Here is a 24,429-nt window from a genome sequence, read left to right as displayed (position 1 = left end):
GCAGTTGATCGCCGGCGCTTCCGAGGGCCGCAAGACGCAAGCGCAAACAACCTCGCCGCGAAATCGACCACAAAAAAGGAATCGGGCCGCTTCACAAAAGCGGCCCGTTTTTCATCCCGCGCGCGGCGCGTCGATATCACCCGCCTCGTCTTTCACCGCGTCGTCGGCATCTCGTGTTACGACGGCGAGACCAGCTTGAAATCCACCGGCGCGCCGAGTTCGAAATGCTTCGGATTCGCTTCGAGCAAACCGCTCTGCTGGTCGCGCTTGAACACATACACGGTATCGCTGTTCTGATTGCCGACGATCAGCCAGTTGCCGGTCGGGTCGATCGCGAATTCACGCGGCGACTTGCCCATGCTCGATTGATGACCGATCTTCTTCAGGTGCCCGTTGGTGGGATCGACCGAAAAGATCACGATGTCGTTCGCGTCGCCGCGATTGGTGGCATACAGAAAGCGCCCGTCCGGCGACAGATGGATCGCCGCCGCGCCCACCGCGCCCTTGAAGCCGGGTTCGGTCAGGGGCAGCGTTTGCACCTGCGTGAGCTTGCCGTCGTTGTAATTGAACGTGCTGACCGTGGCGGCCATTTCGCTCGTCAGATATGCGTGTTTGCCGTCGGCGCCGAACACCAGATGGCGCGGACCCGAGCCGGCTTTTTCCTGGTTGTAGCGCCAGTCGGTCGGGCCGAACAGGCCGCGGCTGCCGTCAGGCGTGTAGCGATACGAGTACAGCTTGTCCGCGCCGAGATCCTGCGCGAACAGATAGTGGCCGTCCGGCGAGAACACCGTGGAGTGAACGTGCGAGTTATCCTGACGTCCCTTCACCGGCCCGCCGCCTTCGTAGTGCACGGTGAGCACCGACGCGCCGACCTGGCCGTCGGCCTGCAACGGGAACACCGCGAAGCTGCCGCCGGGATCCGCGGCCACCGAATAGTTCGCGGTCAGCAAATACTTGCCGTCCGGCGAGAGGCTCAGATAGCACGGATCGTTGCCGTCCGAGGAGACCTTGTTGAGAAACGTCAACTGGCCGCTCGCGGCGTCGAAACGAAACGCGCTGATACCGCCGCGTTGCGTGGCCGGACCGTTGTCGCCGGGCATTTCGTTGACCGCGTAGACGAAGCGGCGGTCGCGGCTCACCACGAGGTAGGACGGATTGACCGTCTGCGCGACCGAGACGCGTGTCGCTTCACCCGTCTTCGTGTCGAAGCGATAGACGTACAGGCCTTCGCTCTTTGGACCGGTATAGGTGCCGACCAGCATGTCATAGACGCCGTCGGCGGGAGCCGGGCCGGAATCTTGCGCAAACGCATGCGAAGCAACAATCGAGACCATGAGCACGAAACCTTTTATTATCGAGCGGGCGGAGCGCAGCGGAGCATGCGTTACGCGCCGTGAAGTGGGATCAGCAGCAGAAGGCAAGTGGAAATCCGCAACGGTACGCATCGCGGCGGCTCGGTGACGACGAAGCATATGACCTCCTCGGACAGCGGTTATTTGGTTGAATCGGTTGTCATGGTGTCGCTGGTCTGCCGCGCAATCGGTCGAGCGTTGTTCTTATCGAAAGAAGTATAAAAGCGTTGTGTCGGATCATGCAGCGAATCCGCCGACCGGCATCCGGTCCGACGGCAATCGGCAGCATGAGTAGCAATTGTCCCGCCTGACGGGGCGTTTTTTTAATCGCGTCTCACACTACGGAGTCTTCATGAACGTCACACTCAGCCTGGGCCCGCTGGTTTCGTTGATCGCCGGTATTCTGATTCTCGTCATGCCGCGCCTGTTGAACTACATCGTCGCGCTCTATCTGATCATCATCGGCATCATTGGGATCTTCGGCGTGGGGTCGTCGCACTTCTGAGCGGCGGCAAGCGCTTACGCAAGCATGCAACGCGCGACCGGGCGCAGCGCCGGCCCGGCTGCGCCCCGCATCGAGTCAGGACATGAGATGTGCGAAAGCTTCACGCGCCGACTGGCCGTGAAGCTCGGTGCAAGCGATGAACCCGGACGGCATGGCGAAGCACTGTTCGTTCGGCCGATGCGTGGTGAGTTTGCGGTCAGTGCGGTGACGTCACCGTCCGGTGTGCATGAAGCGCCGTCAGTCAACCGTTCGAAAGCTGGTCGAGACGCAGCCGTCCCTGCAGCGACAGCGCGCCGACGGCATAATGGCCGTCGCCTGTTTGATAACGGCGGAAGCAGGCCCGTTCGACCAGAAAGGCGGCGGCGGTCATCAAGCCGTTGCGGGTCAGGCCCAGGCGGCCATGATCGAGTGGCAGCATCGAATCGTCGGCAAGTTCGCTGGCGGCCGAGAGAATCGTGATGCAATCAGATTTCGACGGGTTCAGCATAGCTATAGTCCTCGGAAACGGCGTCTGTATGCGCCATGGGCGGGGCTGAGTCATAATCCGGAAAGCTCCGGGCGTCGGTATGAAATCTGATTGTAGGCATTGATTTGACAATTACCAACCCGCATTGTGCTGCGTTGCGTGATGAACCAAAACGCATCCAGCCAGTCGGGTAAAGGCAACGACACTTCAACGACACCTCGCGCGGGCACGACTCGCCGCGCGCACTACTGACTCGCTCCCCATGCCCGCATTTATCGAAGACTATGCGCTCATCGGCGACGGCCATACGGCCGCGCTCGTTTCCCGCGAGGGATCCGTCGACTGGCTCTGCTGGCCGCGCTTCGATTCCGGCGCCTGTTTCGCCGCCCTGCTCGGCACGCCCGAAAACGGCCGCTGGCTGATCTCGCCGGTCTCGGACACGCCGCCGACCATCACGCGTCGCTATCGCGGCGAGACGCTGATCCTCGAAACCGACTTCGAGACGCCCGAGGGCGCCGTCACGCTGATCGATTTCATGCCGCCGGGTAACGGCTGGTCGGAAATGGTGCGGCTCGTGGTCGGTAGACGCGGCAGGGTGCCCATGAAAATGGAACTGGTGCTGCGCTTCGATTACGGCTTCTCGATTCCGTGGGTCGACCGCCTGAAGCACGACAGCGGCATCAAGGCGATCGTCGGACCGGACACCGCCGTGTTGCGCACGCCGGTCGAGTTACGCGGCGAAGACATGAAGACAGTCGCCGAATTCACCGTCAGCGAAGGCGAACGGGTGCCGTTCTCGCTGGCTTATGCGGCCTCGCATCTGCGCATTCCGCCGGCGCGCGATGCGCACACCTCGCTGGCGCGCACCGAGAATCACTGGCTCGAATGGTCGGCGCGCAGCACGGTCGAAGGACGTTGGGCCGAACCGATCCGCCGCTCGCTGATCACGCTGAAGGCGCTCGCTTACGAGCCGACCGGCGGCATCGTCGCCGCGCCCACTACGTCGCTGCCGGAGCAACTCGGCGGCACGCGCAACTGGGACTACCGTTACTGCTGGCTGCGCGACGCCACCATCACGCTGCTCGCGATGATGCGCGGCGGCTACTACGACGAAGCACGCGCATGGCGCAGCTGGCTCGGCCGCGTGATGGCCGGTGCGCCGGACCAGTTGCAGATCATGTACGGCATCGCGGGCGAGCGGCGCCTGCCCGAATTCGAAATCGACTGGCTGCCGGGCTATCAGGACGCGAAACCGGTGCGGATCGGCAATAACGCGGTCGGCCAGCGCCAGCTCGACGTCTATGGCGAAGTGATGAATGCGCTGCATCTGGCGCGCGTCGGCGGCCTGCAGGCGGACGACACCGCGTGGAACGTGCAGCGCGCGCTGCTGAAGCACCTCGACACGATCTGGCAGGAACCCGACGAAGGCATCTGGGAAACGCGCGGCGGCCGGCAGCATTTCACCTTCTCGAAGGTCATGGCGTGGGTCGCCTACGACCGCGCCATCAAGTCGGCGGAAATGTTCAAGCTCGACGGGCCGCTCGACGAATGGCGCGCCACCCGCGCGAAAATTCATGCGGAAGTCTGCGAGAAGGCCTGGAATCCCGCGCTCAACGCGTTCTCACAGTGCTACGGCACCGACCAGCTCGATGCGAGCGTGCTGCTGATGCCGCTAGTCGCCTTCTTGCCGCCGAACGATCCGCGCGTAAAAGGCACCGTGGCGGCGATCGAACGCGACCTGATGCATGACGGCTTCGTCATGCGCTATCGCACGACCGAATACGACGACGGCCTGCCGCCGGGAGAAGGCACGTTTCTAGCGTGTTCGTTCTGGATGGTGGACAACCTGGCGCTGCAAGGCCGTATCGACGAAGCGATCGCGATGTACGAACGGCTGCTCGCGCTCTGCAACGATGTCGGTTTGCTCGCGGAGGAATACGACCCGGCTGCGAAGCGTCTTGTCGGCAATTTTCCGCAGGCGTTTTCGCACGTGGCGCTGGTCCACACCGGCTTGAACCTGATGAAACATGAACAGGCCATGGCGCAGGCGACCGGGCACCCCTCCCATAACGGCACTGGAGACAGGGAACTTGATGCTGCTGCAACCCCGGATAGCGGCGCGGCAACATCGCCAGTAGCATGATTTAATGACAGTTTGCGTGCCATGTGCGCGCAAAATGCTGCATTGCACAAGTACGCTTTGTTCGATATGATCGACGAGACTGTCGGCCGAAAAACAATGTGCCTACAAACAATTTGGCCCGCTGCAACGCCACAGGCGTGTTTGCGAAGCCCCATGCGAACCGCTTAAAACGGAGCACCCATGCTCTACCAACTGCACGAATTCCAACGGGCGATGTTGAGCCCCCTCACCGCCTGGGCTCAGGCCGCATCGAAATCCTTTGCGAATCCCGCCAGCCCTTTGGCCTACGTGCCTGGCGCCACGCGCCTCTCAGCCGGTTACGAACTGCTCTACCGGCTTGGTAAAGATTACGAAAAGCCTGAGTTCAATCTTCATCAGATTGTCAAAGACGGCCATAACATCCCGATCATCGAACAGACGATCATCGAGAAGCCGTTCTGCCGCCTGATGCGCTTCAAGCGTTTCGCGGACGACAGCGACGCTGTCACCCAATTGAAAGATGAGCCGGTCGTGCTGGTGTGCGCACCGTTGTCAGGACACCACGCCACGCTGCTGCGCGACACCGTTAAAACGCTGCTGCAGGATCACAAGGTCTACCTGACCGACTGGATCGACGCACGCATGGTGCCGCTCGAAGCCGGCGAGTTTGGTCTGGACGACTATGTCGCCTACATTCAGGAATTCATCCGTCACATCGGCGCGAAGAATCTGCACGTGATCTCGGTGTGTCAGCCGACCGTGCCGGTGCTCGCCGCCATCTCGCTGCTGGCGAGCCGCGGTGAAGACACGCCGCGCACCATGACGATGATGGGCGGCCCGATCGACGCCCGCAAGAGCCCGACCTCGGTCAACTCGCTCGCCACACAGCACTCGTACGAGTGGTTCGAGAACAACGTGATCTTCACGGTGCCGCCGAATTATCCGGGCGTGGGGCGTAAGGTTTACCCGGGCTTTCTGCAGCACACCGGTTTTGTGGCCATGAATCCGGAACGCCACGCGGCATCGCACTGGGACTACTACCAGAGCCTGCTGCGCGGTGACGAAGACGACGCGGAAGCGCACCGCCGCTTCTACGACGAGTACAACGCCGTGCTCGACATGGACGCTGACTATTACCTCGACACGATCCGCGTGGTCTTCCAGGAATTCAGCCTTGCCGAAGGCACGTGGGACGTCTCCGGCGAACGGGTGAAACCGCAGGACATCACGAAGACCGCGCTCTTCACGATCGAAGGCGAGTTGGACGATATCTCCGGCGACGGCCAGACCTATGCCGCACACGATCTGTGTACAGGCATTCCGGAAGCGAACAAGCGTCACTTCACCGCGGAAAAGTGCGGGCACTACGGCATTTTCTCAGGGCGCCGCTGGCGTACCATCATCTATCCGCAGCTGCGCGACTTCATCCTCGAGCACAACAAGGCGCCGAAGGTTGCGAAGGAAAAAGTCGAAGCCTGAGCGTCGCACGCATAGTCGATAAACAACGGCCTCTTCGGAGGCCGTTGTCGTTTATGAGGATCCCGAAGCCTCGGTGCGCGGCGCGACGTTACTTCCGCAACAGATAGGCGAGCAGCAACTCGGTGTTCATCTGAATCACTTCACTGCGCTCGCTGGCACTGCTGAAGTCGCGGCCGAGCGTGGCTTCGAGCGTGAAGCGGTTCGACACGATGTAATAGCCCATGCCGGACAGCGTGACATAGAAGCGCAGCGGATCGACATTGGTGCGAAACAGCCCCGCGCGTTGACCGCGTTCGAGAATGCCGCCGAGCGTGGCGACGATCGGCGAGATCATTTCGCGGATGCGCGTGGACTTCTGCATATAGCGTGCTTCGTGCAGATTCTCGTTATTGATGAGACGCAGCAACTCGGGATGATCGCGGTAGTAATCCCAAACAAAATGCGCGAGACGCGTGATGGCCTCGACCGGGGCAATGCCATTGAGTTCGAGCGTGCGCTCCGCTTCGTTGAGCGCGCTGAACGCGTGCTCGAGTACCGCGGTAAACAGTTGCTCCTTGCTACCGAAGTAGTAATAGAGCATGCGCTCATTCGTTTCCGCGCGGCGAGCGATCTGATCGACGCGCGCGCCGAATAGCCCACCATTTGCAAACTCTTCGGCCGCCGCGAGCAGAATGCGGCGCCGTGTGCCTTCAGGATCTCTTTTGATTTTCGGCTGATTCATGGTGGCATCGTCTTCGTGAGCCGCGTTATCCGGATCGCGCCGCCGGCCTCTCCTCGGGCCTTGCACCGACAGCACTGAACGGGCTGGTTGGGGGAATACCCTTCTGCGGTCTTTCGAAAAAGCGCTTCGATTATGGCACATGGATTGCGGATGGCAATTGGGGAAATCGGCGATAATGTGCTATTTAGTTCAAGCTGTGCGGCCGCAAGCCAAAGCACCAGTCAGAGCCCCACGCCGTGACCGTGACAGATACCAGAACCCTCGCAGACCGCATCGAAGATCTGCTCCCCCAGACGCAATGCACCAAGTGCGGTTACCCCGCATGCCGCCCCTATGCCGAAGCCGTTGCAAGCGGCAAGGCCAATTACAACCAATGCCCGCCGGGCGGCGCCGAGGGCATCGCGCGGCTTGCCGCGTTGCTCGGCAAGCCGGTGATTCCGCTCAATTCCGCCAATGGCGTCGAAAGGCCGCGCCCGTTGGCGGTTATCGACGAGCAAGTTTGCATCGGTTGCACGTTGTGCATGCAGGCCTGTCCGGTCGATGCAATAGTTGGCGCACCGAAACAGATGCATACGGTGATCGTCGAGCTCTGCACCGGCTGCGACCTGTGCGTGCCGCCCTGCCCCGTCGACTGCATCGCCTTGCCGCCGGTCACGGGTGAAGCGACCGGTTGGAATGCATGGAGCCAGGCGCAGGCCGACGCCGCGCGCGCACGCCACGACCGGCGCGAAGCGCGTCTCGCACGCGAGCGCGAGGCCGCCGAAGCACGTGCTGCAGCGCGGCGAGCAGGCAGCACTCTCACTGCTCAGGTTACCGAAACAACTGCGGCCAGCGAGGCGACGCCATCGGCTGCACCCGCCGCGGACGACGCCGATGCGAAGAAACGCGCGATCATCCAGGCCGCGCTCGAACGTGCTCGCAAGAAGAAAGAGGAACTGGCCGCCAAAGGCCAGGGCCCACTCAACACCGAGCGCGTGAGCGCGGACGTGCAGGCGCAGATCGACGCCGCCGAAGCGCGCCGCCGCCGTCTCGGCCTCGCCGCGGACGACACCGGCACGCCGTCCGACAAGCGCTAACCGCACCGTCACGTCCAGCATGAATGCGAACAAACGCCGCGCCATCTACGAGACGCTTCAGAGTCTCAATCCTCATCCGACAACCGAACTCGAGTACACCACTCCGTTCGAACTGCTGATCGCTGTGTTGCTGTCCGCGCAGGCCACCGACGTGTCGGTCAACAAGGCCATGCGCAAGATGTTCCCGGTCGCGAACACGCCGCAGAAGGTTTTCGATCTGGGCGAGGAAGGCGTGACCGCCTACATCAAGACTATCGGCCTCTATCGCACCAAGGCGAAGAACGTCATCGCGACTTGCCGCATTCTGCTCGACCAGTACGGCGGCGAAGTGCCCGAGGATCGCGAAGCGCTCGAAAGTCTGCCGGGCGTCGGACGGAAAACGGCCAATGTGATTCTGAACACGGCGTTTGGTCATCCGACCATTGCGGTCGACACGCACATCTTTCGGGTTGCGAATCGAACCGGCCTCGCGCCCGGCAAGGACGTTCGCGCGGTCGAAGTGGCGCTGGAGAAATTCACGCCCGCCGAGTTCAAGCAGGACGCGCACCACTGGCTGATCCTGCACGGCCGCTATGTGTGCAAGGCGCGCCGGCCTGAATGCTGGCATTGCGTGATCGAGCCACTGTGCGAGTTCCGGCCGAAAACGCCCCCGCCGGATCTGTAGGCGCAACCGGCGCCTCGCTCAGCGCCGGAGCGCCGCCAGCAGCTCGCGCCGCCCCGGCGTAAAATGACGCCCTGCCTCGTCGGCTCGTCCGCTTCGCGAACTGACGCCTTCGCAGGCTCACGTCCCACGCCCCACTCAACGCAACGGTCTCACGATGTTCAATCCCAGCCGCGACGAAGTCCGTCTCTTCTTCACCGACACCTGGCGCAAGCAGCGCAAAGGCGAAATTCTGACGCCGCTGGAGGCCATTGCCGCCGACTGGATCGTCGAACACCCCGAATACCACGCCGACCTGACCGACGGCGACGCCGCCCAGGCACAGGACTACTCGCCCGAACGCGGCCAGACCAACCCGTTTCTGCATCTGTCGATGCATCTGGCGATCACCGAACAGTTGTCGATCGACCAGCCGCCCGGCATTCGCGCGGCGCATGAACGGCTTGCCGCACGCCTCGGCTCGACCCACGAAGCGCAGCACGCGATCATGGACTGCCTCGGCGAAACCATCTGGGAAGCGCAGCGCACCGGCACGCCGCCGGACACGAACGCGTATCTGCAACGCATCGAGCGGCGCGCCACGCGCGATTGAGGCCAGCATCGCGCGTACAAGGGCGAGCGGGGGCGAGCGGGCAAAGACCACGGCTCCAAAAGCACAACACCCCGCCGAAGCGGGGTGTCGTTCAATCCGAAAGCAGCGCGAAGATGGTGCGACGCGCTTACTTCTTCTGCACCAGATCGCCGTTCAGCGATTCGACATAAGCCGCGATGTCTTTCATATCGCTTTGCGACAGGCTTTGCACTTGCGCCTGCATGATCGGGTTGTTGCGACCGAAATGCGGGTTGCCGTTGCCCATCTGATACTGACGCAGCGCAAAGTAGACATAGTCGGAATGCTGACCCGCGAGCTTCGGATATTCCGGGCTCACCGGCTTGTTCAGGTTCACGCCGTGGCACGCCGCGCAGTTGTGGCTGTCGGACAGCACCTTGCCGTTGCCTGCGTCGGCCGCGTGCGCGAGGTTCGCTGCAACCAGACCGATCACTGCCGCCGACGCGCATGCAGCCTTGAACACCGTGTGGAGTGCCTGTTGGGGCTTATTCATGAATTCTCCTATCCCGCGAATTTATTAGCCGAGTGACTGGATGGACGAGCCGCAGCCGGTCACTTGTCGGGATTGCTCTTCGAAGAGGAATTTTGCGCTGCGTAGTAGGCCGCGATGTCGGCGATGTCCTGATCCGACAGCGACGCGGTAATGGCGCGCATTGTTTCGAAATGGCGGTCGCCCTTCTTGTAGCCATGCAGGGCGTTCTCGAGGTACGCCTGGTTCTGCCCGCCGAGCATTGGCACGCGGTAGACCTCAGGGTAAGCCGTGCGGTATTCAGGGATGCCGTGGCAGCCAATACACATCGCGACCTTGCCTTGGCCCGCCTTCGCGTTGCCGACGACATCCGCTGCCTGCGCACTGGCCGTATAGCCCGCGAGCACCGACAGCGCTGCGATCACGACGTTTTTGCCAACGAATTTATTCATAGCATGTAACCTGGCTTGAGGGGAAACGGGCGACCAGAAGGCAACGGCCCGCGCCGTTATTCTTATAGGGAGCCACGCAGGCCAAAAAAATCGGGCTAATTGTACCGCGACGCCGCGCCGAACGTCCACCGCGCGGGGCTGCGGCGCGTCCGGCCGCCGCAAAGCCACGGCTAGCGCCGCTTTGCTTCGCCGCAGCCAATCCGCGGGGCATGGCGGCCACCGTCGCATATGGGCTGCTCACACCGGTGCGCACCCGTTCGATACCGCGGCCAGCACGGCAACCGACGCCCGCCCAGCCCGCTCTCGCCCGGCGTGCCCGCCCACCGGGCGCGCCGGGCGAGCTTTCGGCCCGCTCGCGGACGCCGCGTGCGCACTCGCTTCACGCCACGGCACCGCGGATGACACCTTACGCGAGGCGGTTTCAGGCCAACAGGTCTTCTGACTTATACTGGGGTTTTTCCCGAAAAGAGCAGCTCGCCATGCGTTTCGAAGGCTCATCGCAGTACGTCGCCACCGACGACCTCAAGCTCGCGGTCAACGCCGCGATGACGCTCAAGCGCCCGCTGCTGATCAAGGGCGAGCCCGGCACGGGCAAAACCATGCTCGCCGAAGAAGTCGCCGCCGCGCTCGGCATGCCGCTGCTGCAATGGCACATCAAGTCCACCACCAAGGCGCAGCAGGGTCTGTACGAATACGACGCGGTGTCGCGCCTGCGCGATTCGCAACTCGGCGACGAGCGCGTCAAGGACATCCGCAACTACATCGTCAAGGGCGTGCTGTGGCAGGCGTTCGAGTCGGACGAGCAAACCGTGCTGCTGATCGACGAGATCGACAAGGCCGACATCGAATTTCCGAACGATTTGCTGCGCGAACTTGACCGCATGGAGTTCTACGTGTACGAGACGCACGAGCTGATCCGCGCGAAACAGCGCCCGCTCGTGATCATCACGTCTAACAACGAGAAGGAGCTGCCGGACGCGTTCCTGCGCCGCTGCTTCTTCCACTACATCAAGTTCCCCGATCCGGTCACCATGCAGCAGATCGTCGAGGTGCACTACCCCGGCATCAAGAAGGAATTGCTCGCGGCCGCCATGCAGAGCTTTTTCGAATTGCGCAATGTCGCAGGATTGAAGAAGAAGCCGTCCACCTCAGAACTGCTCGACTGGCTCAAGCTGCTGCTCGCCGAAGACATTCCGCCGGAAGCGCTGCGCTCGTCCGACCAGAAGCAGATCATTCCGCCGCTGCATGGCGCATTGGTGAAAAACGAGCAGGACGTGAGTCTGTTCGAGCGGCTGATCTTCATGAACCGCAATAACCGTTGAACGAGCGTTCAACGAGCGCCGATGATCGTGACCAAGACCCGGATGGTCGCGAGGCCGCCACTGAAAAGCGCGCCGCCCCGACCACCCGCCGCCGCAGAGGACCCAGCATGCTGATCGACTTCTTCTACTCGCTGCGCGCCGCCAAACTGCCGGTGTCGGTGAAGGAATACCTGACGTTGCTCGAGGCGCTCAAGGCCAACGTGATCGCGCCGTCGCTCGACGAGTTCTACTATCTCGCGCGCATCACGCTGGTCAAGGACGAGCAGTACTTCGACAAGTTCGACCAGGCGTTCGGCGCGTATTTCAAAGGCGTCGCGCAAGCTTCGGAGCTCGCCTTCGACATCCCGCTCGACTGGCTGAAAAAGAAGCTGCAACGCGACCTGTCGCCGGAAGAAAAAGCGCAGATCGAGGCAATGGGTGGCCTCGACAAGCTCATGGAGCGCCTGAAGGAACTGTTCGACGAGCAGAAGGAGCGCCACGAAGGCGGCAGCAAGTGGATCGGCACGGGCGGCACGTCGCCGTTCGGCAATGGCGGCTACAACCCGGAGGGCGTGCGCATCGGCGGCGACGCGGCGGGCAACCGCACCGCCGTCAAGGTCTGGGAAGCGCGCGCCTATCGCGATTACGACGACCAGGTGGAAATCGGCACGCGCAACATCAAGATCGCGCTGCGCCGCCTGCGCCGCTTCGCTCGCGAAGGCGCCGCCGAAGAGCTCGATCTGCCCGACACGATCCGCAGCACGGCCGCGAACGCCGGCTGGCTCGATCTGAAGATGGTGCCCGAGCGGCATAACAAAGTGAAAGTGCTGATGCTGCTCGACGTGGGCGGCTCGATGGACGATCACATCAAGCGCACCGAGGAGCTGTTCTCCGCCGCCAAAGCCGAGTTCAAGCACCTGGAGTTCTACTATTTCCACAACTGCGTGTACGACTTTCTGTGGAAAAACAACCGCCGCCGTCACGCCGAGCGCATGCCGACGTGGGACGTGCTACACAAATTCACGTCGGACTACAAGCTGATTTTCGTCGGCGACGCGACCATGAGCCCGTACGAAGTCCTGCAGCCGGGCGGCTCGGTGGAGTACAACAACGCCGAAGCCGGCGCGGTGTGGCTGCGCCGGCTCGCCGATCATTTCCCGCATCACGCGTGGCTCAATCCCGAACCGGAAGGCTTGTGGGCGTACCGGCAGTCGGTCAGCGCGATCCGCGAAGTGCTCGGCCATCGCATGTACCCGCTCACGCTCGCCGGCCTCGAGGCCGCCATGCGCATGCTGAGCAAATAGCCGGGGCACGTTCTACCTTCGCCTTACCATCTTCGATAAGAAAGCATCTGCATGAGTCCGTCTAGCACGCCCCATTTGTCCCCGGCCGCCGCGCCGCCCGGGCGCCTCAATCCTTTCGCCGACACGTCGCTGTCCGCCATCGTCGCCGGTTTTGTCGCGATGATGACCGGCTACACTAGTTCGCTCGTGCTGATGTTCCAGGCCGGCCAGGCCGCGCATCTATCCGACGCGCAGATTTCGTCGTGGATCTGGGCCTTGTCGATCGGCATGGCCGTCTGCACGATCGGGCTGTCGCTGCGCTTTCGCGCGCCGATCGTGATCGCCTGGTCGACGCCCGGCGCGGCGCTGCTGGTGTCGTCGCTGCCGCACGTGCCGTATGCGGAGGCGATCGGCGCGTTTATCGTCTGCGCGCTGCTGCTTACGGTGGTCGGCCTGACCGGCTGGTTCGACACGCTGATGAAGAAGATTCCGGCGGGCATCGCCTCGGCTTTGCTGGCGGGCATCCTGTTCGAGATCGGCATCGAGATTTTCCGCGCCGCGCAATTCCAGACCGCGCTCGTGTTGACGATGTTCTTCACCTATCTGATCGTCAAACGGCTCGCGCCGCGCTACGCGATCGTCACGACGCTGATCGTCGGCACCGCGGCTGCCGGCGGGCTCGGGCTGCTCGACTTCAGCCGCTTTCACGTCGCGCTGGCGCATCCGGTGTTCACGATGCCGGCGTTTTCGGTAGCGGCCGGCGTCAGCATCGGAATTCCGCTGTTTGTCGTGGCAATGGCGTCGCAGAACGTGCCGGGCATCGCCGTGCTGCGCGCGGACGGCTACACCACGCCCTCGGCGCCGCTGATTTCGACCACCGGCATCGCCTCGTTGCTGCTCGCGCCGTTCGGTTCGCACGGCATCAATCTTGCGGCGATCACCGCGGCGATCTGCACCGGCCCCGAAGCGCACGAAAACCGCAACAAGCGCTATATGGCGGCGGTGTGGTGCGGCATCTTCTACCTGATCGCCGGGGTTTTCGGCGCGACCATCGCCGCGCTGTTTGCGGCCTTGCCAAAGGCGCTGGTGGTGTCCGTCGCGGCGCTGGCGTTGTTCGGCTCGATCATGAGCGGGCTCGCCAACGCGATGCAGGACCTGAAGCAACGCGAGGCGGCGCTGGTCACGTTCATGGTGACGGCGTCGGGGCTGACTTTGCTGTCCATCGGTTCGGCTTTCTGGGGCCTGGTGGCGGGTGTGCTGACGCAAGTCGTGTTGAATGCGCGGCGGGCTTGATGCGCGTGCGGCGCGAGGCGGCTTGGTGATCTGGCGGCGGGCGACAGCCGCGCTGCCGCGGAGCGGGTGTTGAACGCCCTGCGCGCTTGATGCTCGCACTGTGCGAGGCAACGGCTCGGCCTCCGGCCGCCTGTCGCCAGTTGCCGGCAAAATCGGGTGGCAATATTCAGTCGGTAAAATCCGCTCGGCAGAATCGGTCAGCGCTGGATCGATGGGCGGAAAATGCCGCGTGAATTCGATGTGAACGGATCGCCATGGGCAAGTGTCAACACTGCATCAGCCGATCCGCCATAGAATAGAAGCATCCGGCAGTGCTTTCCGTCAAAATTCCACGGCACGATGACGGGCAGCGCTGCAGCGTGACCCGCGGCCGCCGGAACTGGTTTGCGTTTCAGACCGGTGGCAACCTCATTTCTCCTGAACCACGGCGCGCACGCGCCTTGAAGGCTCGAACATGACAACCGCACTCGATCAACTCAAGCAATACACCACCGTCGTGGCCGATACCGGCGACTTCCAGCAGCTTGCCCAGTACAAGCCGCAGGACGCGACCACCAATCCGTCGCTGATTCTGAAAGCGGTGCAGAAAGACGATTACAAGCCGCTGCTGGAAAAGACCGTGAAGGCTCACGCGTCGAAGCCGGTCGGCGCGATCATCGACCAGTTGCTGATCGCCTTCGGCACCGAAATTCTCAAGATCATTCCGGGCCGCGTATCGACGGAAGTGGACGCGCGCCTCTCGTTCGACACCGAAGCGTCGATCGCCAAAGGCCGCGAACTGATCTCGCTGTACAAGGAGCACGGTATCGGCCGCGAACGCGTGCTGATCAAGCTGGCTTCCACGTGGGAAGGTGTCCGCGCGGCTGAAGTGCTGCAGAAGGAAGGCATTCACTGCAACATGACGCTGCTGTTCTCGCTCGCTCAGGCGGCGGCCTGTGCCGAGGCTGGTGCACAGTTGATCTCGCCGTTCGTCGGGCGGATTTACGACTGGTACAAGAAGAACGCCGGCAGCGCGTGGGACGAAGCGAAAGACGGCGGCGCCAATGATCCGGGCGTTAAATCGGTGCGCCGCATTTACGCGTACTACAAGAAGTTCGGCTACAAGACTGAGGTGATGGGCGCGAGTTTTCGCACGCCGGGGCAGATTCTCGAACTGGCGGGGTGCGATCTGCTGACTATCAGTCCGGATCTGCTGCAGAAGCTGCATGAGAGCACGGAAAAGGTGGAGCGGAAGCTGTCGCCGGATAGCGCTAAAGATGCGGATATTGAACGCGTGCCGGTTGATGAAGCGTCGTTCCGGTTTCTCGTCAATGATGAGGCTATGGCGACTGAGAAGCTCGCTGAAGGGATTCGGGCGTTTGCCGCTGATGCGGTTAAGTTGGAGAAGTTGATCGAAGCATTGCGGTAAGGTTCGGTTGCGCTGGTTTTTGTCGGCGCTGCGTGTACGCGGCCTTGGACTTTGCGGTTCAGGGCCGTGTGTCGTTTACTCACCTGCGGCGTCGGTTTGCTGTTGCATTTGATGCGCGGTGGGGGCGCCGCTGGGCTTACGACATTTAGTCACAATTGGGCGCTCGTCGGCGTCTAGAATCCTCTGCATGGGCGCTTTATGGTGGTCTATTAGCGTCGCCCCTGTGCGGGGCGGCACCTACTTTCTTTGCCGCGGCAAAGAAAGTAGGCAAAGAAAGCCGCTTCACACCGCCAGCTCATAAGCGGGCCCGTCGCGCTGTCACGGTAGTGGCGCATCTGGAATCTGTGTCCTCGCACACTCCGCGTCAGTGACAAGGCGCTCATTCTTCCGGCGGCGCTGCGCGCGCCGTCGCGGTACTTCTTCAATGTGGGCTCTTGCGGGAATTTCGCGCTGCTCACTCCTTCCGGAGACGATCATGGTGGTTCAGCCTTACGTATTTTTTAATGGACGGTGCGAGGAAGCGCTCGACTACTATTGCGCAAAGCTCGGCGCTCAGGTGACCCTCAAGATGCGCTACAAGGACGCGCCGCCCGATCCGCAAAACCAGCCGCGACCCGGTCTCGAAGAAAAGATCATGCACGCCAATGTGCGCATGGGCTCGACCGACTGGATGGCCTCCGACGGTCATTGCGATCCCGCCGCCACCATGAATGGCTTCAGCCTCTCTCTGACCGCCGACGACGCCAAGTCCGCCGAACAGTTCTTCGACGCGCTCGCAGACGGCGGTCAGGTGACACTCCCGTTTCAGCCAACCTTCTGGAGCAAAGGCTTCGGGATGGTGGTCGACCGCTTCGGTCTCATGTGGATGGTGACAGTGCCAGAAGGTTGAGCCACGGCGCTGTGCACGACAATGAGCGCGTACGCTCGCAGTGATTGCTGCGGTTGCCGCGCTCGGTTCGGTCAGGCGACCACGGCGCCCCTGGGAGTGGGCGCCGACCGGCTCAAATCTTCAGTAACGGCCGCGCGCGGCGTTCGATGTTCCAGTTCGGCTCGGTTTCCAGCAACCGCTCGCGCAGGCGGTCCACCTGTTCGGCAAGCCGTTGTCCAAGCCAGTACGGCCCCTGAAATTCGGGCGGCAGCCTCAGCGCCGCGTCGCCGTGCGTCTGCGCGAGCGCCGACGCGGACGGAATGCCGAAGTGCGTCGCCCGGCCAAAGCGCAGGCCGCGCGCCATCGCCAGCAAAATCGCCCGCACGGTGCGCACCTCGACGCCGCATTGCTCGGCGTACGCGGCGCGCGCCGTGGCGTCGGCGTGCATTAGCGGACCAGTGGCGAGCAACTCCAGCGAACTGAGCACCGAGCGGTGCAGCCGCTGAATCTCTTCGAGCTTCGACTGCGGCACCTCGATTTCCTTCGCCACCGAAGGCATCAGCGAACGCAATTGCACGAGCCGCTTGTTGATCGCCAGAAAGCGCTTGACCTGCTCTTCCTCGCTGATGGTCTCGCCCTCCAGCAGCCGCGTGTAGATGCGCGCGCATTCGCGCAGATTGGTCGCGAGCCCATAGCGCCACGAATAGGTGGCATGCAGCGGCAGCGCAAACGAAAACGCCAGCGCGATCATAATGCCGATCAGCACGTTCGCCGTGCGCCACAGGCCGACGTCGATCTGGTTGTCACCGTGGCCCGCGACGATGCACATGGTGATCGCCGTCAACAGCCCGATATAGCCCGACGAGCCGATCGCAAACCATGCGCAGATGCCCGCGGCGATCGACATCAGCACGTAAGTGAGCGGCGGCGAGTCGGTCAGGTTCTGCAACACGATCAGTGCGAGCCCGATCGACGCCCCGAGCAGCGTGCCCGCCGCCCGCTCCGCCGCCTTCTTGCGGATGTTGCCGTGATGCTGCAAGCCGCCGATCACCACCAGCAAAGTGACCGACGACCAGATGCCGTGCGGAATGTCGATGCCGGTGGTCGCCAGAATCGACACCAGCATGGCCAGCCCGACACGCAGACTGTGCAGCACCTTGGCGTGGCGATAGCGGTAGTAAGGCGACGTAACCGCGCGAACCATCCGGCTGAGCGCCGAGCGGCGTGGAATCACAGTGTGGGAACCGGCAGAAGCCATGGCGGCGCGCTCGATACGGTGAAGGACGGTTCTGCTATCCTGCCCTGGACTGCCTCATCAAGACAAACGCCCGCACACTTTCGTGTGCGGGCGTTGCTGTTTTCAGGCTGTCGCGCGCGTAGTGCGGCACGACATGAAGCATGCCTTGATCAGCTTTCGACCACGTCCAGATAGTCTTCCGGACGGGTACGGTCTTCGGCGCGCTGCATGCCGACCGCGCGCACCAGCAAGCTCACCACCACCGCCACCACCAGATTCACGATCAGCGACCACACCGCGGCGTAGCCCGGAATCGCCATGCCGAACAGGTGGATCGTGAAGATCGAGCCGGCCAGCTTCAGCGAAATCGCCATCCACGTGCCGGTTGCGATACCGACCGCCCAGCCCGCCAGCAGGCCGCGATAGTCGAGCACGCGCGTGTACAGACCGAGCACGATGGCCGGCAGCGTCTGGATGATCCAGATACCGCCAAGCAGCTGCAACTGGATCGCATACGTGAGCGGCAGGCCGAGAATGAACGCCACCGCGCCGACCTTGACGATCAGCGAGACCAGCTTCGCGACATTGGTCTCCTGCTCATGCGTCATGTTGCGGTTGACGAACTCCTTGTGGATGTTGCGCGTGTACAGGTTCGCCGCCGCAATCGACATGATCGCCGCCGGCACCAGCGCGCCGATGCCGATCGCCGCGAACGCCACGCCCACGAACCACGACGGGAAGTAATGCAGGAACAGCGCCGGCACCGCGAAGTTCGGACCGAACGCCTTGAAGTAAGGCGCGAACTCAGGCATGTCCTTCACGCCCGAAGCCAAAGCCATGAAGCCGAGCAGCGCGAGCAGGCCGAGCACCAGCGAGTAAGCCGGCAGCATCGCCATATTGCGGCGGATCGTGTTACCCGACTTCGACGACAACACCGCCGTGATTGAGTGCGGGTACAGGAACAGCGCGAGCGCCGAACCCACCGCGAGCGTCGCGTACGCACTGTAGCCGTTCAGGCTCGAGACGTCCGGCGCCTTCAGCAGCAGCTTGGCGGGCGGCACCACGCTGAAGATGTGACCGAAGCCGCCCAGTTGCGGCGGAATCACGATGATCGCGGCGAAGATCGTGATGTAGATCAGCACGTCCTTGACCACCGCGATCATGGCCGGCGCGCGCAGACCCGAGGTGTACGTGTACGCCGCCAGGATCGCGAACGCGATGATCAGCGGCAGATCGCCGACGAAGCCCTTGGTGTCGAAACCGAGCGCGCCGATCACCACTTCGATCCCGACCAGTTGCAGCGCGATGTACGGCATGGTCGCGACGATGCCGGTCACGGCGATCGCCAGAGCGAGCATGCGGCTGCCATAGCGCGCCGACACGAAGTCCGCCGATGTCACGTAGCCCTGACGTTTGGCGATGCTCCACAGTTTCGGGAACACGACGAACGCGAACGGATAGATCAGGATCGTGTAAGGCAGCGCGAAGAAACCCGTTGCGCCCGCACCGAACACCAGCGCCGGCACGGCGATGAAGGTGTACGCGGTGTACAGGTCGCCGCCCAGCAGGAACCACGTAACGATGGTGCCGAAGCGCCGGCCGCCGAGGCCCCACTCTTCCAGATGCGCCAGATCGCCGCGCCGCCAGTGGGCCGCAATAAAGCCGAGAATCGTGACGCCGATGAAAAACAGAACGAAGACGAAAGTTGCAATGGCGTTCATTATCGTGCGCCCCCCTGCGGACGGCCGCTGGAGCGCGTCTTGGTTTTGAAGTACACGAGCGCCGTGATGATTGCGCTGATCAGCACCCACAGGAGCTGATACCAGTAGAAGAACGGAAAGTCGAACAGCACCGGTTCGACCTTGTTATATGACGGCACCCAGATCATCGCGATCCAGGGCAACAGCAGCAACCAGAGCCAGTGCTTGCTGGCTTTGTTCGCGTCGGCGTCGTGAGCCATGACGTCTCCTCTTCCCTATTATTGAAATGTTGGCCCGTGTTTGACGGGTGGTGGATCCCGCTGCGAGGGGTGGCCCCGCGAATGCCCACGGGCGCCCCGAAAGCTTCGAAAGAGTATAGGAGCGGCGAGAGCGCGGTCAAGCAGGGGCGACCCCAGCACGATCGCGCTTTCGAGGTCGGCGCCGAGGTGTTCCAGCAAGAGGAGTGAAAGCGCTGCGGCGAGGCGCATCAGGCCGTGCCGCTTGGGTCTGGCAGGCCGGCCCGCATCGCGAGGAAGAGGCCGGCTGTTCAATGCGCAATGGATGAGGGCCGCGAACGTCGCGTGGGCGCAACGGCGCGCGGCGCGCCGGCTGCGACACTTAGTCCATGCACTGCTTTGGATCGGACCGGCTTGCGCGGCCCGAGCGCATGGGTCGTTGCAATCAGATCGAGAACGCGGCGCCGTTTTGCCCGGTCGATTCCTGCAGGCCCTTGATCCATTTGCGCGCAGGCAGACCGAGTTCCGCTTCGATCAGCCTGGCGCGCGCCTGCAGCGCCGCGAACGGCACCTCGAGCGCCGGGCCCGAAAACGCGATCGCGATGCGGTTGCCGTCGTGCACTTCCGGCAGCGCGACCACGCGGCCGTCGAAGGCTTCGTTCAGACGCTTCATGTTGCGCACGAAGCTCGGGTGATCGCCGAACAGGTTCACCGTCACCACGCCCGCGTCGGTCAGGCACGCACGCACCGCACGATAGAAGCCGACGCTGTCGAGCACCGGACCGCGCGCCGTCGCGTCATAGACGTCGATCTGCAACGCGCCGATCGTGCCGTGGTTGGCGCCGTCGTTGACGAAATCCCATGCGTCGGCTTCATGCACGGTCAGACGGGCGTCGTCGTGCGGCAGCTCGAACATCGTGCGCGCGGCCACGACGACCGCGGGGTTCACTTCCACCGCCTCGACCTTCGCGCGTTTCAGGAAGCGATGCGCGAACTTGGTCAGCGCCGCGGCGCCCAGACCGAGCTGGACGATGCGCTTGGGCGTTTCGATAAACAGCAGCCAGGCCATCATCTGCTGCGCGTACTCGAGTTCGATGTGATCCGGCTTGCGCAGACGCATCGCGCCTTGCACCCACTCCGTGCCGAAATGCAGGAAGCGCACGCCGCCTTCTTCGGAGAACGTCACCGGCGCGAAGCGCGGCTTGCGCGGCGCTTCGATTTGCGGCGCGTCGTGCAGATCGTCGTCGTGCGAAACGCGCGTTTTGTTGCGCGCGGCGTTCTGCGATTTCTGCGGTTTGTGCGATTTCTGTTTTCCACCGGCGGCGTCAGCGTCGCGGTTGCGGAAGGCACGCGCTTCAGCGGAAGCGCGCCTGATCAATTTCGTCATGTAAGGATGTCGCGCCAAAGACGCAATTTCTGGTCGAACGAGAGCATAGCATTCGCCGGACTCGACGAAGGCAATACGAGGGTGGCATAGCCCGCCGCGCCGATCACCGGCGCAAAGCGGCCCGCCGTCTTGCCGTTGAAGCAGACTTTGGCGAGCTTCGGCGCGTGCGCGCGCAGCGAGGCGAAATCATTCGGACTGGCGTTGCGGATCGCGGCATCGAGACTGCCTTCGCGCGTGCAGGCGGCGAGCACGTCCCACACGCCGATGCCGTGCGCGAGCAGGCGGCGCAAACGCTCCTCGTAAGTGAGTTCGGCGAGCGGCTCGTCGAGCACGGCGCCGAGCAGGCGCCAGAACTGGTTACGGGGATGCGCGTAGTACTGCGTCGCGGCGAGCGACGCCTCGCCGGGAAAACTGCCGAGAATCAGCGTATGCGTATCCGCGGCGGCGACCGGAGGAAAACCGCGCAGCATCAGCGGCTCCCTTCGTCGGACGCGCGCATCGCGGGATGCGCGCGGGATGCGGTGTGCTCGAGCGGACGGCCGTGTTCGCGCACCCGCGGATGCGCGAGCCGCTCGTGCGACCGGCTCGCGCCGGACAAGGTTGCCAGATGCGTCCATAACGCGGGCAACATGCATTCGGTGACCATCAACGGCGCGCCGTGGCGCTCGAATACCGAGCGGCGCGCGACCAACGCGTGCGGCGGCAACCCTTCAATTTCACGCGCGGCCAGACGATAAAGCGGATGCCGCGCGGTCAACCTGCGGCTCACCAGCGACGAACGCGCCACGCTGCTATCGCTATACAGCAACTCAGCCAGCGGCCGCGTGCGCAGACGCCGCATGGCCTGCCAGACACCGGCGCTGGCGGCGAGCGGCGCGACGCTATGCGCGGCGACAAACGGTATGCCGTCGACCGACAGCGCGACTTCCCGAACCCAGACCGGCGCACGCGACACGAGGCCGAGCGCGGCACGCTCGTCGGCCCACGGCAGCGCGACGCCTTCGTGCGTGACGCGTACCGCGACGGCGCCGAGCGCGCGCAGATGCGCGGTCAGTGAACCACCACGGGTCAGCCAGTCTTTCTGGGCGGCGCTGAAGCCGGGTAAGGGCGCGACGCGCCAGTGGGCGTCGGCGGCATCGAAACGGATGGACATGGTGTCGGATTATAACGGCGCGGCTGTCGGACCATTCGCCAACGCCCAGGCCTTGCCCTTCAGCAGATTTCATCCATTACGACAGAGGTAGCGAAGCGCTCTCACCGGCGTGTCGATTTCAGATAGTTCCGATTCTCCCCGACTCGCGTCGCGCGATAAAACCTCCGTGCTTTGCAAAGCCGGCCGCCCGCAATCGAACGGCGCGCCACATGAACGCACAACCAAGGAAAAGACACGAAGATGAAGAATATTCTGAGCACAACCGCATGCGCGATCTCGGTCCTGCTGGTGACAGGCTGCGCGGCGCAACTGAACCGCGACACGGAGACGTCGTTGAACAAGGCTGTTGGTATCGAGGTGGCGCCGGTCGCCGGCGGTGTCGCGGTCAAGCTGCCCGAAACCGCCCTGTTCGATTTCAACAAATCCGACGTGCGCGGCGACGCGGCCGCTGTGGTCGATCGTTCAGCCGTGCTGCTCAAGCGCAGCAATAAACCGATTGTGGTCGAGGGCTACACCGACAACGTCGGCACGCTCGAATACAACCAGCAACTGTCCGAAGCGCGCGCGACCGCGGTGGGTTATGCGCTCGTAGCGCGCGGCATCGCAACGGACCGCATTCGCACGAAGGGCAACGCGTACAACAACCCGGTAGCGGCCAACGATACCCCCGAAGGCCGCGCGCTGAACCGCCGTACCGAGATCGTCGTGCGTGGCGAGACGATGGATACCTTGATGGGCAAGAAGTAAGCGAAGCTATTCGCGGCGACCTTCAACTGAAAAGCCGGGCGCCTGTCAGACCGCCCGGCTTTCAGTCAGCGACAAAATCGCGCAATGCTTGCGCCACCTCGTCGAGCACCGTGTCCCAACGCCCCAACTCGCGCTGCCTGAACAGTCGCGCGGACGGATACCACGGACTATCGTCGCGCGCCGTCAGCCACCGCCAGTCGGTGAACGTGGGCACCAGCACCCAGACGGGCGTATCGCAGGCGCCGGCGAGATGAGCAACCGCCGTGTCCACCGTAATCACCAGATCGAGCGACTGCACGATCGCCAGCGTATCGGCAAACGTGCCGATTTCCGGCCCGAGTCTGTGCACGCTGCTATCCGCACGCGACGCCACGGCGTCGTTCTGCGTCTCACCCTTTTGCAGCGCGAACCATTGCACGCCGGTCTGCTGCAAAACCGGCAGCCATTGACGCAACGGAATCGACCGATAACGGTCGAGCTCGTACGCCGGATTGCCGGCCCAGACAATGCCGACGCGTTTTCCAGGTGGCTCGCGCGCATCGGCTGCACCGATTGCGTCGAGCCGGGTCCGCCAGCGTTGCACCTGCGCCGGTTCCGCTCGCAGATAAGACGTCGTGAGCGGCAACATCGGCAGCTCCAGCTTCATGGACTCCGGCATGCTCAGCATGCGGCACCAGTAGTCGTACGGACCGGGCGGCGCGCTCGTCCACGCGGCACGCACGCCGGCCGCGCTTCGCGCCACTTCGCCGAGCGGAGCCTCGACCCAGACGTCGACCTGTGCGCCGCGCCGATGCAGCCAGTCGGCCATACGCAAGAACTGCAATTGATCGCCCAGCCCCTGCTCGCCGACCAGCAGAAAGCGGCGGCCCGTTACCCGCTCGCCTTGCCATTCTGGGTAAGCGGGGCGAACCAGATCGTGATTTTCCGGCAGGGCTTCATGCCATCGATATTGCTTCCAGCCGTTTTCGTAGTCGCCGGCGCGCAGTTGCGCTGCTGCGAGGTTGAATTGCATCAGCGGATGATCGGGCATCCGCCGCGCGGCTTCCACGGCATGCGCATGCATGGCCGGGAAGTCGCCCAGCATGTTGAACGCATACGACGCGTTGTGATGCAGCCAACCGTTGAGAGGATCGACGGCGAGCGCTGCAATGGCGATGCTGATCGCGTCCCTGAAACGCTCTGCCTCGTTCAATGCAAAGGCCAACTGTTGCAACGCGGACGCATCTGAGGCGAAGCGAATGCGTAGGTCGGCGAGCACGCTGTCGATCTCCGCGCCGCGATGCGCTTTCGACAACGCCGCTATCAATTCGAGCGCGTCCGGCAGATGCGTCGACTCGAGCGACCACGCGCGCAGCCAGTAGTCCGCTGCGTCCTGATAGCGTTCGAGCTCGGTACTGATTCGTGCGAGCGAGCGAACGGCATGATGTAAGGTCGGTTCGAGTTCAAGCGCTTCGAGATAGTGTCCGCGTGCTTCGACGAGACGCTTCGAAAGCTTCAGGCAATCGCCCAGATTGCGATGCAGGCTCGCAGTGCCGCCACTCAAAGCCACGGCGCGATGGTAGAACGCTTCGGCCGCGATCAACTCGCCGCCCAGCGCAGCGATCAAGCCGCGATGCTCCCAGATGTCCGCGCGCTCAGGTGCGACATTCAATGCCTGATCGAAATACACGCGCGAACGGTCGAGCCGATCGACGCGAAACAGGGCAAGGCCAAGGCGATGGAGCGCGTGCACATTGTGCGGCTGCGTCGCGAGAACGCGTTCGTAGTCGACAATCGCCATGTCATGACGCCCTGCCGCGAAGCAGGCGTCGGCGTGCGCGGTGATTGCACCGATATCGTTGGAGACGCTGGTGGGGAGAGAGAAATCGGGTTCGTGCATCGACGTGGATCAGTTGCGTGAGTG

Annotated in this window: 25 protein-coding genes; 13 read left to right on the top strand and 12 right to left on the bottom strand. The window is 63.2% G+C overall.

All coding sequences use genetic code 11. From position 1 onward, the window contains the following. Positions 1–176: 176 nt before the first annotated feature. Positions 177–1,472 carry a lactonase family protein gene (locus B0G80_RS21775; RefSeq protein ID WP_116119370.1) on the bottom strand — a complete coding sequence of 432 codons (1,296 nt, stop codon included), beginning with the start codon at positions 1,470–1,472 and terminating at the stop codon, positions 177–179. Here B0G80_RS21775 and B0G80_RS45950 point away from each other — a divergent pair. Both B0G80_RS45950 and B0G80_RS21770 read left to right on the top strand, forming a co-directional pair. Further along, a complete protein-coding gene (locus B0G80_RS45950; protein WP_181920028.1) occupies positions 1,422–1,574 on the top strand; it encodes a hypothetical protein in 153 nt (50 codons plus the stop codon). The genes B0G80_RS21775 and B0G80_RS45950 overlap by 51 nt on opposite strands. Positions 1,575–1,704: 130 nt before the next feature. Beyond that, entirely contained in the window at positions 1,705–1,857 is a 153-nt protein-coding gene (locus tag B0G80_RS21770; protein WP_007175701.1) for a DUF3096 domain-containing protein, read from the top strand. A 241-nt stretch (positions 1,858–2,098) separates the two neighbouring features. Here B0G80_RS21770 and B0G80_RS21765 read toward each other — a convergent pair whose 3' ends face one another. Then, positions 2,099–2,344 (bottom strand): hypothetical protein, encoded by a 246-nt coding sequence (locus tag B0G80_RS21765; protein WP_116119369.1) that lies wholly within the window; start codon positions 2,342–2,344, stop codon positions 2,099–2,101. Between the two features lie 241 nt (positions 2,345–2,585). Here B0G80_RS21765 and B0G80_RS21760 point away from each other — a divergent pair, with 241 nt between their 5' ends. Together B0G80_RS21760 and B0G80_RS21755 are read left to right on the top strand one after the other, a co-directional pair. Beyond that, positions 2,586–4,466 (top strand): glycoside hydrolase family 15 protein, encoded by a 1,881-nt coding sequence (locus B0G80_RS21760; protein WP_116119368.1) that lies wholly within the window; start codon positions 2,586–2,588, stop codon positions 4,464–4,466. A 180-nt stretch (positions 4,467–4,646) separates the two neighbouring features. After that, positions 4,647–5,924 (top strand): polyhydroxyalkanoate depolymerase, encoded by a 1,278-nt coding sequence (locus tag B0G80_RS21755; RefSeq protein ID WP_106280221.1) that lies wholly within the window; start codon positions 4,647–4,649, stop codon positions 5,922–5,924. Between the two features lie 88 nt (positions 5,925–6,012). Here B0G80_RS21755 and B0G80_RS21750 read toward each other — a convergent pair whose 3' ends face one another. Then, a complete protein-coding gene (locus B0G80_RS21750; RefSeq protein WP_012432273.1) occupies positions 6,013–6,645 on the bottom strand; it encodes a TetR/AcrR family transcriptional regulator in 633 nt (210 codons plus the stop codon). A 242-nt stretch (positions 6,646–6,887) separates the two neighbouring features. Between B0G80_RS21750 and rsxB the strand changes: the two genes are divergently transcribed. The 3 genes from rsxB to B0G80_RS21735 all read left to right on the top strand — a co-directional run bounded on the left by rsxB (position 6,888) and on the right by B0G80_RS21735 (position 8,974). Then, positions 6,888–7,721 (top strand): electron transport complex subunit RsxB, encoded by an 834-nt coding sequence (gene rsxB / locus B0G80_RS21745; RefSeq protein WP_116119367.1) that lies wholly within the window; start codon positions 6,888–6,890, stop codon positions 7,719–7,721. A 19-nt stretch (positions 7,722–7,740) separates the two neighbouring features. Continuing rightward, positions 7,741–8,385: an endonuclease III gene (gene nth, locus B0G80_RS21740; RefSeq protein WP_106280219.1), complete on the top strand. Its 645-nt coding sequence runs from the start codon at positions 7,741–7,743 to the stop codon at positions 8,383–8,385. A gap of 154 nt (positions 8,386–8,539) precedes the next feature. Beyond that, positions 8,540–8,974: a DUF1841 family protein gene (locus tag B0G80_RS21735; RefSeq protein ID WP_116119366.1), complete on the top strand. Its 435-nt coding sequence runs from the start codon at positions 8,540–8,542 to the stop codon at positions 8,972–8,974. 127 nt (positions 8,975–9,101) lie between these two features. On the opposite strand, the gene B0G80_RS21730 is transcribed toward B0G80_RS21735, so the two are convergent. Beyond that, on the bottom strand, positions 9,102–9,485 hold the full coding sequence (locus B0G80_RS21730) for a c-type cytochrome (RefSeq protein WP_106280217.1): 384 nt from the start codon (positions 9,483–9,485) through the stop codon (positions 9,102–9,104). Positions 9,486–9,544: 59 nt separating this feature from the next. After that, complete coding sequence (locus B0G80_RS21725; protein ID WP_106280215.1) at positions 9,545–9,913, bottom strand: c-type cytochrome; 369 nt, start codon at positions 9,911–9,913, stop codon at positions 9,545–9,547. A 479-nt stretch (positions 9,914–10,392) separates the two neighbouring features. Between B0G80_RS21725 and B0G80_RS21720 the strand changes: the two genes are divergently transcribed. The 5 genes from B0G80_RS21720 (at position 10,393) to B0G80_RS21700 (ending at position 16,087) form a co-directional block, all read left to right on the top strand. Beyond that, positions 10,393–11,235 carry a MoxR family ATPase gene (locus B0G80_RS21720; protein WP_116119365.1) on the top strand — a complete coding sequence of 281 codons (843 nt, stop codon included), beginning with the start codon at positions 10,393–10,395 and terminating at the stop codon, positions 11,233–11,235. A gap of 107 nt (positions 11,236–11,342) precedes the next feature. Further along, the gene (locus tag B0G80_RS21715; protein ID WP_106280213.1) at positions 11,343–12,518 is read left to right on the top strand and encodes a VWA domain-containing protein; all 1,176 of its coding nucleotides are present in this window, start codon (positions 11,343–11,345) and stop codon (positions 12,516–12,518) included. Between the two features lie 51 nt (positions 12,519–12,569). Then, positions 12,570–13,790 (top strand): benzoate/H(+) symporter BenE family transporter, encoded by a 1,221-nt coding sequence (locus tag B0G80_RS21710; RefSeq protein WP_116119364.1) that lies wholly within the window; start codon positions 12,570–12,572, stop codon positions 13,788–13,790. A 454-nt stretch (positions 13,791–14,244) separates the two neighbouring features. Then, positions 14,245–15,198 (top strand): transaldolase, encoded by a 954-nt coding sequence (gene tal, locus B0G80_RS21705; RefSeq protein ID WP_106280210.1) that lies wholly within the window; start codon positions 14,245–14,247, stop codon positions 15,196–15,198. Between the two features lie 475 nt (positions 15,199–15,673). Further along, positions 15,674–16,087 carry a VOC family protein gene (locus tag B0G80_RS21700; RefSeq protein ID WP_116119363.1) on the top strand — a complete coding sequence of 138 codons (414 nt, stop codon included), beginning with the start codon at positions 15,674–15,676 and terminating at the stop codon, positions 16,085–16,087. Between the two features lie 112 nt (positions 16,088–16,199). On the opposite strand, the gene B0G80_RS21695 is transcribed toward B0G80_RS21700, so the two are convergent. The 6 genes from B0G80_RS21695 to B0G80_RS21670 all read right to left on the bottom strand — a co-directional run bounded on the left by B0G80_RS21695 (position 16,200) and on the right by B0G80_RS21670 (position 21,779). Continuing rightward, positions 16,200–17,324 (bottom strand): FUSC family protein, encoded by a 1,125-nt coding sequence (locus B0G80_RS21695; protein ID WP_181919998.1) that lies wholly within the window; start codon positions 17,322–17,324, stop codon positions 16,200–16,202. Positions 17,325–17,473: 149 nt separating this feature from the next. Further along, positions 17,474–19,024 carry a monocarboxylate uptake permease MctP gene (mctP, locus tag B0G80_RS21690; protein WP_116119362.1) on the bottom strand — a complete coding sequence of 517 codons (1,551 nt, stop codon included), beginning with the start codon at positions 19,022–19,024 and terminating at the stop codon, positions 17,474–17,476. Next, positions 19,024–19,263 carry a DUF3311 domain-containing protein gene (locus B0G80_RS21685; protein ID WP_106280205.1) on the bottom strand — a complete coding sequence of 80 codons (240 nt, stop codon included), beginning with the start codon at positions 19,261–19,263 and terminating at the stop codon, positions 19,024–19,026. Before B0G80_RS21685 ends, mctP begins: the two co-directional genes overlap by 1 nt. A gap of 421 nt (positions 19,264–19,684) precedes the next feature. Continuing rightward, positions 19,685–20,626 carry a spermidine synthase gene (locus tag B0G80_RS21680; RefSeq protein ID WP_116119361.1) on the bottom strand — a complete coding sequence of 314 codons (942 nt, stop codon included), beginning with the start codon at positions 20,624–20,626 and terminating at the stop codon, positions 19,685–19,687. Beyond that, positions 20,623–21,096, bottom strand: coding sequence for a DNA-deoxyinosine glycosylase (locus tag B0G80_RS21675; protein WP_106280202.1), 474 nt, complete (start codon positions 21,094–21,096; stop codon positions 20,623–20,625). The genes B0G80_RS21680 and B0G80_RS21675 overlap by 4 nt, the downstream gene beginning before the upstream one ends. Next, positions 21,096–21,779: a chorismate lyase gene (locus B0G80_RS21670; protein ID WP_116119360.1), complete on the bottom strand. Its 684-nt coding sequence runs from the start codon at positions 21,777–21,779 to the stop codon at positions 21,096–21,098. The genes B0G80_RS21675 and B0G80_RS21670 overlap by 1 nt, the downstream gene beginning before the upstream one ends. Before the next feature lie 240 nt (positions 21,780–22,019). On the opposite strand from B0G80_RS21670, the gene B0G80_RS21665 reads away from it, so the two are divergent. Then, positions 22,020–22,526: an OmpA family protein gene (locus tag B0G80_RS21665; protein ID WP_116119359.1), complete on the top strand. Its 507-nt coding sequence runs from the start codon at positions 22,020–22,022 to the stop codon at positions 22,524–22,526. A gap of 61 nt (positions 22,527–22,587) precedes the next feature. Here the strand turns inward: B0G80_RS21665 and B0G80_RS21660 are convergent, their stop codons facing one another. Continuing rightward, positions 22,588–24,405 (bottom strand): tetratricopeptide repeat protein, encoded by a 1,818-nt coding sequence (locus B0G80_RS21660; RefSeq protein WP_116119358.1) that lies wholly within the window; start codon positions 24,403–24,405, stop codon positions 22,588–22,590. Positions 24,406–24,429: the final 24 nt, after the last annotated feature.

Source organism: Paraburkholderia sp. BL6669N2 (assembly GCF_003387275.1).
Lineage (GTDB): Bacteria > Pseudomonadota > Gammaproteobacteria > Burkholderiales > Burkholderiaceae > Paraburkholderia.
Note: the sequence above shows the minus strand (reverse complement) of the source record. Positions and strands in the feature narration are given on the sequence as shown.